The sequence below is a fragment of the Paracoccus actinidiae genome (assembly GCF_030863885.1).
In the GTDB taxonomy this organism is placed as follows: Bacteria; Pseudomonadota; Alphaproteobacteria; order Rhodobacterales; family Rhodobacteraceae; genus Paracoccus; species Paracoccus everestensis.
The window spans coordinates 2,748,881-2,760,372 of the sequence record NZ_CP132956.1 but is presented as its reverse complement, the minus strand read 5'-3'; the positions used below and the strand labels follow the sequence as shown (position 1 = coordinate 2,760,372).

12 protein-coding genes are annotated in these 11,492 nt (G+C 64.4%); 6 read left to right on the top strand and 6 right to left on the bottom strand.

Going from position 1 to position 11,492, the window contains the following annotated elements; all coding sequences use genetic code 11:
* Positions 1 to 27: 27 nt before the first annotated feature.
* Positions 28 to 600: a hypothetical protein gene (locus Q5701_RS13760; protein ID WP_234853406.1), complete on the bottom strand. Its 573-nt coding sequence runs from the start codon at positions 598 to 600 to the stop codon at positions 28 to 30.
* Positions 601 to 690: 90 nt separating this feature from the next.
* Between Q5701_RS13760 and hemB the strand changes: the two genes are divergently transcribed.
* The gene (gene hemB / locus Q5701_RS13755; protein WP_306751548.1) at positions 691 to 1,695 is read left to right on the top strand and encodes a porphobilinogen synthase; all 1,005 of its coding nucleotides are present in this window, start codon (positions 691 to 693) and stop codon (positions 1,693 to 1,695) included.
* A gap of 111 nt (positions 1,696 to 1,806) precedes the next feature.
* A complete protein-coding gene (locus Q5701_RS13750) occupies positions 1,807 to 2,466 on the top strand; it encodes a lipid-binding SYLF domain-containing protein (protein ID WP_306751546.1) in 660 nt (219 codons plus the stop codon).
* Here the strand turns inward: Q5701_RS13750 and Q5701_RS13745 are convergent.
* Together Q5701_RS13745 and Q5701_RS13740 are read right to left on the bottom strand one after the other, a co-directional pair.
* Positions 2,463 to 3,110: a GntR family transcriptional regulator gene (locus Q5701_RS13745; protein WP_234855805.1), complete on the bottom strand. Its 648-nt coding sequence runs from the start codon at positions 3,108 to 3,110 to the stop codon at positions 2,463 to 2,465. The genes Q5701_RS13750 and Q5701_RS13745 overlap by 4 nt on opposite strands.
* 32 nt (positions 3,111 to 3,142) lie before the next feature.
* Complete coding sequence (locus tag Q5701_RS13740; protein ID WP_306751544.1) at positions 3,143 to 3,892, bottom strand: M48 family metallopeptidase; 750 nt, start codon at positions 3,890 to 3,892, stop codon at positions 3,143 to 3,145.
* A 61-nt stretch (positions 3,893 to 3,953) separates the two neighbouring features.
* Here Q5701_RS13740 and Q5701_RS13735 point away from each other — a divergent pair, with 61 nt between their 5' ends.
* Positions 3,954 to 4,268 (top strand): FYDLN acid domain-containing protein, encoded by a 315-nt coding sequence (locus tag Q5701_RS13735; RefSeq protein ID WP_234853409.1) that lies wholly within the window; start codon positions 3,954 to 3,956, stop codon positions 4,266 to 4,268.
* A gap of 127 nt (positions 4,269 to 4,395) precedes the next feature.
* Here Q5701_RS13735 and Q5701_RS13730 read toward each other — a convergent pair whose 3' ends face one another.
* The gene (locus Q5701_RS13730; RefSeq protein WP_306751543.1) at positions 4,396 to 4,836 is read right to left on the bottom strand and encodes a YybH family protein; all 441 of its coding nucleotides are present in this window, start codon (positions 4,834 to 4,836) and stop codon (positions 4,396 to 4,398) included.
* A gap of 690 nt (positions 4,837 to 5,526) precedes the next feature.
* Here Q5701_RS13730 and Q5701_RS13725 point away from each other — a divergent pair.
* From Q5701_RS13725 to Q5701_RS13715, 3 genes are all read left to right on the top strand, one after another.
* Positions 5,527 to 6,534, top strand: a complete 1,008-nt coding sequence (locus Q5701_RS13725; protein ID WP_306751542.1) for a family 8 glycosyl hydrolase — start codon at positions 5,527 to 5,529, stop codon at positions 6,532 to 6,534.
* A gap of 90 nt (positions 6,535 to 6,624) precedes the next feature.
* Complete coding sequence (locus Q5701_RS13720) at positions 6,625 to 7,800, top strand: HlyD family secretion protein (RefSeq protein ID WP_306751540.1); 1,176 nt, start codon at positions 6,625 to 6,627, stop codon at positions 7,798 to 7,800.
* Positions 7,800 to 9,779 (top strand): glycosyltransferase, encoded by a 1,980-nt coding sequence (locus Q5701_RS13715; RefSeq protein ID WP_306751538.1) that lies wholly within the window; start codon positions 7,800 to 7,802, stop codon positions 9,777 to 9,779. Before Q5701_RS13720 ends, Q5701_RS13715 begins: the two co-directional genes overlap by 1 nt.
* Here the strand turns inward: Q5701_RS13715 and Q5701_RS13710 are convergent.
* Together Q5701_RS13710 and Q5701_RS13705 are read right to left on the bottom strand one after the other, a co-directional pair.
* Positions 9,763 to 10,788 (bottom strand): cache domain-containing protein, encoded by a 1,026-nt coding sequence (locus Q5701_RS13710; protein ID WP_306751537.1) that lies wholly within the window; start codon positions 10,786 to 10,788, stop codon positions 9,763 to 9,765. The genes Q5701_RS13715 and Q5701_RS13710 overlap by 17 nt on opposite strands.
* Positions 10,789 to 10,860: 72 nt before the next feature.
* Entirely contained in the window at positions 10,861 to 11,400 is a 540-nt protein-coding gene (locus tag Q5701_RS13705) for a hypothetical protein (protein ID WP_306751536.1), read from the bottom strand.
* Positions 11,401 to 11,492: the final 92 nt, after the last annotated feature.

Genomic DNA, 11,492 nt, shown 5'->3' with positions numbered 1-11,492 from the left:
AAAGCCCCGCGCGGCGGAGTCAAGGCGTCAGAAGCCATAGGGATGGATCAGCGACCACAGCGCACCCAGCAAGGCCGTCACCGCGACCGCCGCCATCGACAGGACCGTGACCAGCCGCCGGTGGATCACCATGCGGCGCACGGCCTCGGCCGCGATGGCCGGAACGGGCTGCGCGCCCTGTTCCGCGGCGTCCAGCAAGGGCACCAGGCGGCGGGCAAGCGCCACGCGCATCCAGAACAGGATCGCAAAGGGAAACAGCAGCAGGAAACCGGCAAGCGCCAGTTCCAGCCCATAGCCAAGTCCCATGATCGCAAGCGAGGTCAGCGCAAATCCCGTAGCCCCCAGGAACACCGCGCCTTCCCGCGCGCCCAGGCGCCAGCGGGGCAGGACCAGCGACAGCCAGTCCAGCAGGTGCAGCACGACAGGGGATTCGCTCTCGCCCGCCTGGATCGCCGTGCGGGCGCGGCCCAGGATTTCGACCGGAACCCCGATCACGCCGCGACCGGTCAGCGACCAGGTGCCGATCACCACCAGCCAATACCAGACCGTGCCAAAGGACCGGCTGTCCAGAAAGCCGATCAGGCTGTCGAATTGCGGCACGCGGGCTTCCTTGTCCTTGGTCGCGCGCGACCTTAGAACGGCTGTTGCAGAAGGAAAAGCCGTCTTGCGACCCCGGAAAGGAAGCCTGCCATGCCGACGCCGATCATCGCCCCCTTCCCCGCTTCGCGCCTGCGCCGCCTGCGCCGGACCCCTGCGATCCGCGCCATGGTGTCGGAATGCGACGTGACGCCCGCCAACCTGATCTGGCCGATCTTCGTGACCGAGGTCGCGGGGGCCGAGGGGGAAATATCCTCCATGCCCGGCGTCGAACGGCTGACGCTGGACGGGGCACGGCGGGCGGCGGAACGGGCGGCGCGGCTGAACATCCCGGCGATCTGCATTTTTCCTCATTCCGATCAGAATCTTAAGACCGAAACCTGCGAACGCGCATGGGATCCCGACAACATCGGCAACCGCGCCATTCGCGCGGTCAAGGAAGCCGCGCCGGACCTGGCGGTGGTGACCGACATCGCGCTCGATCCCTATAACGCGAACGGACATGACGGCATCGTCGTCGACGGAGAGATCCTGAACGACGAAACGGTCGAGGCCCTGGTGCGCATGGCCCTGGTCCAGGCGGAATCCGGCGCCGACATCCTGGGGCCGTCGGACATGATGGACGGCCGCATCGGCGCGCTGCGCGGCGCGCTGGAAGGGGCGGGTCACAAGCACACGGCGATCCTGTCCTATGCCGCCAAGTTCGCCTCCAGCTTCTATGGTCCGTTCCGCGATGCGGTGGGCGCATCCGGTCGGCTGGTGGGCGACAAGAAGACCTATCAGGTCAACCCCGCCAACCGGGGCGAGGCGATCCGCTGCGTGGCACGCGACTTGGCCGAGGGCGCGGACATGGTCATGGTCAAGCCCGGCCTGCCCTATCTGGACATCTGCCGCGCGGTAAAGGACCAGTTCGGCGCACCCACCTTTGCCTATCAGGTCAGCGGGGAATACGCGATGCTGGAAGGCGCGATCCGCAACGGCTGGCTGTCGCGCGACGCCATGTTCGAAAGCCTTTTGTGCTTCCGCCGGGCGGGTTGCGACGGGATCCTGACCTATTTCGCGCCCCAGGTGGCCGAGGCTATTGCGGCCCGTGCCTAGGCGGCAGGCGAACCGTCGCCCGCCTCCATCGGGGCGGGTGACAGGCACGTTGGAATACCCTACATTCCCGGCAAAATGCCGGCGCATCCGGCGACAACGCGGGGACACGTGATGAGCAGCCTTTTCCAGACCAGGATCGACCGTCGCGTGCTGCTGAGGGGCGTTGCGGGCACTGCAGCCTTGGCCGTGGCGGGATGCAGCAATGCCGTGGGCACGAATGCCGGGGCGGAACTGGATGCGCGGGTCGATGCGACCCACAACTACCTGATCCAGAACTATCCCTCGGCGCAAGCCCTGGTCCAGAACGCGCGTGGCGTCCTGTATATGCCCCTGATGACCGAGGCCGCGCTTGGCGTCGGCGGCGCCTATGGCCAGGGGGCGCTGCGGATCGGCGGGGCGACGGTGGATTACTATTCCGCGACCCGCGCGACCGTGGGCCTGCAGGCGGGCGCGCAGCAATATGCCCATGTGCTGATCTTCCAGACCGATGCCGCGCTTGCATCCTTCCGCGCCTCGCCGGGCTGGCTGGCGGGGGCGAACGCCTTCTATGCGATCCCGCAGGGCGGCATGGCGCTTGGCGCGGACACGATCACCGCGCAACTGCCGGTCGTGGCGATGATCTTCGGCCAAGCGGGACTGATGGCGGGCGCGTCCATCGAGGGCACGAAATACACCCGCGTCATCCCGTCCGAAATCCCGACCCTGGGCTTTGGCGGCATGGGATTGCCGCAGATGCAGATGCCGCAAATGCCCCAGATGGGCCGTTACTAGCCCGAGGTCAGGTGCCGCAGCCCGTGCGTGACATCGGCGCGCACGGCCAGCCGCAGCGCGGGTTCGTCACCCGCCCGCAGCGCGGCCAGGATCATCCGGTGGTGGCGCGGGGGTTCGTTTCGTTTCACCCGGCCATACAGCGCGCGCATCGTCGGACCCAGTTGCAGCCAGATGGTTTCCAGCATCGCCAGCATCGCGGGTGCCTGGGCGCGCAGATACAGCATCCGGTGAAATTCCAGGTTGCAGCGGATATAGCCCACCGCATCGTGGTTTTCGACCGCATCGGCAATGCGTGCGTTCATCTGCGCCAGCCGGTCGATCAGCGCGAAATGCGCGCGCGGCAGGGCGCGGGCGGCCAATTCCGGTTCGATCAGGGCGCGCAGGGCGGCCAGTTCCTCGATCCGGTCGTCCGACAGCGCAGGCGTGGTCACCCGGCCCGAGGCGGACATCGTCAGCGCCCCTTCGGCCACCAGGCGGCGCACAGCCTCGCGCGCGGGGGTCATCGACAGGTTGTATTCGCGGGCGATGCCGCGCAGGGTCAGCGGCTTGCCGGGGGGCAGTTCGCCCAGCATGATCCGGCTGCGCAGGTTGCGATACAGCTTTTCATGGGCGGATGGATCGGTTGATCGGGCGGGGGCGTTCATGGCCGCGGTTGTGATCACAAAGGGTGCGCCCGTCAATCCCCCGCCGGATCGCGGAACTGCCAGGCCATCAATTCCGACCCATGCCGGCGCAGCCAGTCGCGGTGCTGCGCGTAATCGGGAACCAGCCCGGCCACGGCCGCCCAGAAACGCGGTGAGTGATCCATGTGGCGCAGATGCGCGACCTCGTGCGCGGCGACATAGTCCAGCACGGCGGGCGGGGCCATCGCCAGACGCCAGGAAAACATCAACCGTCCGTCCGATGTGCAACTGCCCCACCGCGACCGCGTATCGCGCAGGACAATCGCCTGATAACTGCGGCCCAGCGCCGCCGCATGACGGTCGCAGGCCGCGCGCAGATGGCCCATCGCCTTGTGCTTGAGAAAGGCCTGCACCACCGGCCCCGCCGGGCGGCTGGCGGGCAGCAACAGCGCATGGCCCGCCACCTGGGCCGCCCGGACGGCGGCAGGGGACAGCGCCAGCCCCTCGCCCGACACCGGGACCACCGCGCCGTGTCGGACGATGCTGGGGGCGGGCCGGCGATCCGCGGCTTGCAGCAGCCATTCTGCCTTGGATTCCGCAAATGCCGCGCCATCCGATAGCGCAACATGGACGGGCAGCGTCAGCACGACAGGCCCGCCGTCGCGCGGCACGCGCAGCGTCATGCGCCGGGCACGGCCCGACCGCCGGCACATGATCCGTATCCCGTTGCCGATGGTGAACGCCTCGGCCATCCGCCTGCCCTTGCCCTGCCCCGCCGTTGCTGTCAGAAAAGCCTTTGACACCCCCCGGCACCTGTGGCAGGGGGACCACCGATTTCCCTAAACGCGGCGGAAGGAAAATGCCATGCCCAAAGAGGAATGGGGCACGAAACGCCTGTGCCCGCACTGCGCCACGCGGTTCTATGACCTGCGCGCCAATCCGATGACCTGCCCGGCCTGCGCCAACCAGTTCTCGCTGGAAAGCCTGACCGACAGAAGCGGCAAGACGCTTGTCACCGAAAAGACCGTCGCCCGCGACACCGACGACCTTGTCGATGACGAGGAGGATCTGGGCGACGATGCAGGCGAACTGGACGACGATCTGCTGGAAGAAGACGATGACGACGGCGACGTGTCGCTGGACGACATCGCCGACGTTGCCGAAAGCGACGAGGATTAAGAAAAAGGCCGGTCCCAGGACCGGCCTTTTTGTTCAGCAGCAGCCGGGCGATAATCCAGGCCGCGCCGGGTGAACCTCGACCTTGTCTCGACAGCCCGTTGGCATCGCTTTCCTATCCAGCCCTTGATCAGTTGAAGGTATGCACCCTCAGCTTCAGGCTGCCATCTTTCTGCCTTTCGAAGACATGGGTCGCCACCCCTGCCCATGGCTGGTCGGCGCCCTGGGCGTCCTTGCCATTGGCCGACCATTTGGCCGTGCCGACCAGCAGGTCGTCGTCGCCCTCGGCCTCGATCAGTTCCAGCTTGTGTCCCGTCACCCCCATGCCGAACAGTCCGCCAAAGAACTCCTCGATCCCTTTAGGGCCTTTGATCACGTCATGGGTGGCGGGCAGAAAGATCGCATCCGGCCCATAAAGCGCCGCAACGGCTTTCGCATCACCCGCGTTGAAGGCTGCGTCCCATGCGGAATAGGCGGCGCTGACATCGTTGGCGGGATCGGCACCAGCGGCAGTGGCGGCCAAGAGGCAAGCACACAGCACCGCAGACATCGAGGTCGGAGATTTGACCATGACTTCCTCCCTGCAATTTCCGGGGCACGCCATCACGGCGCCCCAGCCCATCATACATCCTCGCCACCCATCTGCCGCCAGCCATGGCGCAGGGTGCCGCGGCTGGCGTCCGTCCGGGCCGTGGTGAATCAGCGGCTCCTCAGAATATGCCGCGAAAGGACGACCAGCACCCTGCCCGATCCCGTGTAAGGCTGGTCAGCCCATCCGATAGTTCGGGCTTTCCCGCGTGATCTGCACGTCGTGGATATGAGCTTCGTTTCAGCTTATACTGCTGAAATCCTTTCATAAGATTTGACGATGCATCAGTCACATCAGTCCTGGTGCTTCTAAATCAGTGCAGCATCCGTCGACTGATGCAGTTGCATCGCTCTCCTGTATCAAATCGATGGCAACAGAGGCCAGTCAGACCATATTCAAGGTTGGCGACCGCTTCATGATCTGGGCTACCACTCCGCATTCAGCAGCCGATCAAGCCCAGGTTTCCTCGGCCCTCTGATCGGCACCATGGCTTCCGTTTGTCGGACCGAAGCTTTCCTCGTTTCATCAGCTTGATGACGCCCGGATTGGCGCTGACGCGGGTACCGGTGCCAAGCCCCAATATCGGGAGGTCGCACATGCGCGCTTGGCCATTTGACAGTGTCGCCATGCCTGAACCATTGACGTGGTGGCACGGATGGCTGAATTGGGCGAATGCGGCGACGAACCTTCTGTAGGCTAATGTTCGGCGGGCTGGCTTTGAAAGCCACTCCAGCCCACGCGGTATTGGCAGACTTTCGCTCCTGGGCCTCAAGTTACATGCGGCAAGGCCGGGTTATCGACTGGCAGCAGAACGGGATCAGCCATTCCGAGGGTCAGGGCTGGGGACTCCTTCTGGCGCAGGCGGCCGGCGACCGTGAGGCATTCGAGCAGATCGAGGCTTGGACGGCGACGAACCTTGCGGTGAGAGAGGATCGGCTGATGGCATGGAGCCGCAAGCCTGAGGATGGCCGGATCGATTGGCGCAATGCCACTGATGGCGATCTTTTCCGGGCTTGGGCGCTGCTTCGGGCTGGACGCGATTCAGTTTGGCCCGGCCACATTGACACCGCACTGGCGATTGCCCGTGATATTGCGGCGCACTGCCTTGTCCCTGACCCCCGCGCCCCGGCCGAGCTATTGCTGGTTCCCGGTGCCGAGGCTCGGCGCGGTAACGAGAGAGTGCTGGTGAACCCGTCCTATATCATGCCCCGCGCGCTGCGAGAGTTGGGCATGGCTGCGGGCGAGCCCCGTCTTGTCCGAGCCGCCGATCACGGCGAAACGATTCTGGCCGAACTGGCAGCGACTGGACAGCTGTGGAACTGGATCGACGTCACCACCTCGGGATTTGCGGAACCAGGCGAACACAGGGCGGGCTGGGGGTATGACGCGTTGCGCGTGCCGCTGTATCTGGCTTGGTCGGGCCTTCGCGCCCATCCGGCCCTGGCGGCGGGACTGCGCCTTCTGGAACAGGGCTCGCCACCCGGACGCGTCGTGGTGCAACGCACGGCTGCCGGTCGCCCAGAGGCTTACAGCGATCATCCTGGTTTCCTTGCGCTTGCCAGCCCCGCCCGGTGCCAGCCCCTGCCGAACTGGTCGGCAGACAGGCGCAGCTACTATCCCGCCACCCTGATGATGCTGGCGCAGACGGCATTGCGCGAGGGCGGCTGCAACCGCAGATGACGCAAGGGGTCACGCATAAAGCGACTGGCCTTTGCTTGGAACATCCTTAAGTTGACTGAAACCTAACCATAAAGCCGGAGTTGCCAGCCGATGAGATACAGAAGACTGATCCTTGGCCTGATCGCCATTGTCGTCGCCCTCTGGATCATCGTGGGGGAACAGATGTCGGGCGCAAGCGCCGATGCCGTCGTGAATGCCCCGGTGGTGACTGTCCGTGCCACGGTGGCGGGCAATCTTTCGGTACCGTCCCGCCAGTTGGGCGCAAGGACGGCAGAGGGTGAGGTGATTGCCAGCATCAAGGATCCGGTCGTTGACCGCATCCGACTGGACGATCTGCTGATGGAAGCGCGCCTCGAAGAGGCCACGCGCGCTCAGATCGAGGCGCTACTGGCCGAGACAATGGCCAGCCGGGACGCGCTGTTGGAGCGGACGCAGATTTTCCGCGCGCGCCGCCTGGAGGAACTTGGCAGCCGGTTGTCGCACGCCGAGACACGGCTGGCGATCCTAGAAGCCTCGGGCGCGCCTGCCGAGGAGGGTCAGGAGCGGCTTCTGGATGTCGTCGAACAGGGCGCCGAGCGCCTGCCGGGTGAGCCTCGGCTGGATGGGCTGGTGCTGGATCACGCCCGCGAACGGGTCGAAGTCCTGCAGATCGCGCTGCAAGCCGCAGAGGAGAATGTCTTCTTGGGCGACGGCTACAACGATTCCCCAAATGCCGAACAGCGTGCGGTCGAGCTGGCCAGCGAGATGGCCGCCCTCCAGACCCGCCTGACAGAAGCCGAAACGCGTGTTGCCGCCGTCGGCGAACGCGTGGACCGAGAGCGGCTGCGTGTGAACGGCTTGACGGGCGGAGACATCCGCTCGCCCGTGACCGGCCTTCTGTGGGAGGTTCTGGAAGCCGACGGTGTCAATGTCCAGCGCGGCGATCCGCTTCTGCGGCTGGTTGACTGCCAGGCCACGATGGTGACGGCCTCGGTGACGGAAAGGATCTACAATTCGCTCGCTGTCGGGGACGCCGCGCGCTTCCGGCTTGGCGGCACATCCACCGTCTATGATGCCACCGTCGCGCGACTGGCAGGCAGCGGCGCCGAGACGATCTACCGCAACCTTGCAGTCGCGCCCAGCCAGCGTCACTTGGAACGCTATGACGTCACCCTGATCGTGCCGCAATTGGGGCAGCTGGGGGTCGAAGGCTGCATGATCGGTCGCACTGGCCGCGTCTTCTTCGACGGCCGACCGCTGGACTGGCTGCGCCGCCTGCTGCCGTGATGCTGGACTTTCCCCTTCTCTCCGAACTCGGTTCCAGCACGGCGCATCTGTTGCTGGCCTTGGGGATCGGGATCACGCTGCCATATTGGGTGGACATCCGGAACAACCTTCATCGGGCAGTCCTGCTGACTGCCACCTTTCTTCTGGCCCTGCGCTATATCTGGTGGCGCGGGACCGAGACGCTGGCGCCTGCGGGCATGTCCTTCGACATGCTTGCCAGCTATTCGTTGTTCGGCTTCGAGCTTCTGGCAATGGTCGGGACCGTCAGTTCCTATGTCATCATGTCCCGCCTCCGCTTGCGCTCGGAAGAGGCGGATGCCCATGACCACTGGTGGGGAGACAAGGAGCCCCGGGTCGCCATCCTGATTGCCACCTATAATGAGGGCCTGGACGTTCTCGAACGCACGATCGTAGGGGCGGTGGCGCTGCGGCATCGCAACAAGGAGGTGCTGGTCTTGGACGACAGCCGGCGGGACTGGTTGCGCGACTATTGCGCCCAGCAGGGCGTGCGCTACATGCGCCGTCCTGACAACAAGGGCTCTAAGGCCGGCAACATCAACCATTGCCTTGAACGTCTGGCGGAAGACCCGGTGCCACCCGACTTCGTCGCCGTTCTGGATGCCGATTTCGTGCCTCATCGGGGCTTCATCTCGCGCTGCCTGGCGCTGTTCCACGATCCCGAAGTAGGGCTGGTTCAGACCCCGCAGCACTTCTTCAACGCGGACCCGATCCAGCACAACTTGGGGATCAGCCACTCCTATCCCGATGAACAGCGGTTCTTCTTCGACCACATGCAGCCCTCGCGCGATGGCTGGGGGATCGCCTTCTGCTGCGGCACCTCCTCGGTTTGCCGCTGGAACGCCTTGCGCGACATCGGCGGACTGCCGACGGAAAGCGTGACCGAAGACTTCATGCTGACGCTGGATCTGCAGGACAAGGGTTGGAAAACCGTCTACCTGTCCGAGCCGCTGACCGAAGGGCTGGCCCCTGAGGGGCTTAAGGAATACGTCACGCAACGCGCCCGCTGGTGCCTGGGGCTGATGCAAATTGCCCGTTCGCGTCTTGGCCCTCTTTCACGGAACAACCTGCGACTCCGCGACCGGTGGAGCGTCATCGACTCGGTCCTTTTCTGGACCACCAGCTTTCCCTTCCGCATCGCCGTGGTCGTTTTTCCGCTGTTCTACTGGTATCTCGGGACGATCGTCGTCGATGCCCAACTGGCCGATGTCCTGACCTATTTCGGCGCATTCTATCTTTGGGGACAGATGGTACAGCGCGTGCTGATGCCGGGCATGGTCGTGCCCATCCTGCATGACGTGGGCCAGTTGATTGGCGCCATTCCCATCAGCCGTGCCGCCTTCACCGGGCTTTTCAAACCCAAAGGGCATCCCTTCTCGGTCACGGCCAAAGGCGGCGACCGGACGAAGATCACCGTTCAGTGGCAACTGATGATGCCGTTCCTGATTCTGCTGGTCCTGACGGTCGTCGCGCTGCTTCTGGGGGTCTTCCTTGACCGCTTCTCGTATCAGGATGCGGGAGACGGAAAATGGGTGGTTTTGTTCTGGACCATCTACAACCTCCTCGTGCTGTCGATGACCGTCCTGGCCTGTATCGAACTGCCACGGCGCGAGCGCCACATTGCTGACCTACCCGACCGCGGCCTCCTGACACTTGAAAGCGACATCCGCCGTTACTGGATCAGTTCCCTGACCATTGACGAGGCCCGGCTTCGCGGACGGCCTCAAGCCACGGGCAAGCAAGGCAGCTTGCGTCTCCGCGACATTGGCGACATCCCGGTCGAGATCATCGCACCAACGGTGGACGGCATGCGCGTGCGGCTTATGCCGACTGCCGAGCAGCGTCAGGCTCTGCTTGTCCGCTTCTATGCCGAGGGCGCTGCGCCCGGCACAGCCCGGTCGCAGCTGGGCGGTCTTTTATTCGGTCTGGGGCGGCGCCTGTCCTTCAATGCTCGGCGTTGACACGGTCCTGCTGAAGCCGCGTCAGCGCCAGCGACAGCTGAGCGGCTTCCCGCGTCACGCGCGAGTTGGCAGGATATTCCTCAGAGCCTTCGGAGATGCGCTCGGCCGATTGCGCAAGACGGCTGATCGGGGCAGCCACAGCCCGAACGAACAACAGCGTGAGAAGCCCGAGGGCGGCGGTCATGGCCAGCAACGCCCAATGTGCGCCGTTTCGCATCAAGTCGATTCCGAACGTCAGTTCCCCGGCCTCCAGCCGACCGACCATTCTCCAACCAAAGTTCGGCAGATCACCGGAGGTCACTTGCGGAACGAGAAACGAGAAATAGTCCTTTCCATCCGGCCATTGTTCGCGCCCGCCGGTCTCAATCCCCGTCTGCGCCGCACGTAGGATCTGCAGTTCGCCCGCCGTGGGCGCTTCACCCGTCGAACTGGCCGAAATTTCACCCGCCGGGTTCAGAAGATAGAGGTCCAGCCCATAGATCCGGGCAGACTCGCGCAGTTCGCCTGCCAGCCAGTCGGCGTTCGTGTGCAGGCCCATAACACCGGCTGGATCACCGTTCCGGTCGGTCACCGGCAAGGCCAGATCGATGAAGCGCAACGGCTCGTCCCCTTCGCCGCCCAGCAGGTTCGCCAAAAGGACCGCATCATGGACATCGCCCGCAAAGCCGCCGGACAGTCCGCCGCGGAACCATGGGCGCTGACTGACATCCTGCCCCACCAGCAGCCCGTTCGTAGCGGCCACCACCCTACCGCTGATATCGGCATAACCGATCCATGAGATGCGCTTGCCGTCGCCGCTGGCGCCGGTCAGCAAGGCGTCCAACTGACTGGTTTCCATCCCGGGCACCCGTTCAGCAAGCGCTTGCAGGTCTTGCCAGTCTCGTAGCAGCGTGCGTGCAAGATCCTCAGCGGCCGCGCCCGTTCGGAACTGCGCAGCATAGTCCAGCGTGCTGTCATGGAAGCGGTCAGCGCGCAGCAGTGCGAAAGCTGCTGGGACAAGCAGCATCACCAGAAGGCAGGCGATCCCGAATGCGATCGCGGCCTTGCGAAGGGTCAGGCGTGGCAGATCGGTCATGATTCCTCAGAACGTGTTGATAGAAAAACCGGCGAACAGTTCATCGGAACTGAGCTTGTAGCCGAGGCGCAGGCTCACCGGTCCGTCGCCAACACGCCGCTGAACAGCGAGCGTGGTCTCGTGATAATCGTCGCTGCCGCCGCGCGAGAGCTCAATCCCGACATTTGCAGGAGCGAACGTGACCTGAGACAGAAGGAACCACGAACGTTGCGGCGTGCCCGCCTCTGCCAGGAAATAGGTAGAGCCGAAAGATGTCGCGCTCCAGCGGTCGATGGCGACCCGGCCGCCAAACTCCGTATCCCATTCTCCACCGTCGTCGCGTGTGAACCCGAATGTCGGTCCTGCCTTGAGCGTGATGTCCGCTGGCAGGGAAAATGCATAGGCTCCAGTAATCGCACCCGAGCGGCCGCCCTGATAGTCCGAAAGGTTCAGCCCGTAGGACAATTGCCCACGGCTGGCCGAGGCAACAAAGGATTGCGTCTCCTCGCCAATATCAGTCTGCAGGAAATAGCCGTCCGCAACCGCCGCTTGCGACAAGCCAGCCATAACAAGTACAGCATACGGAAGTAGGAACCTTTGGTTCATCACCAGCCTCAGCGTTACACACGCTTAAGTTTAAGCATAATAGGTCGATACAT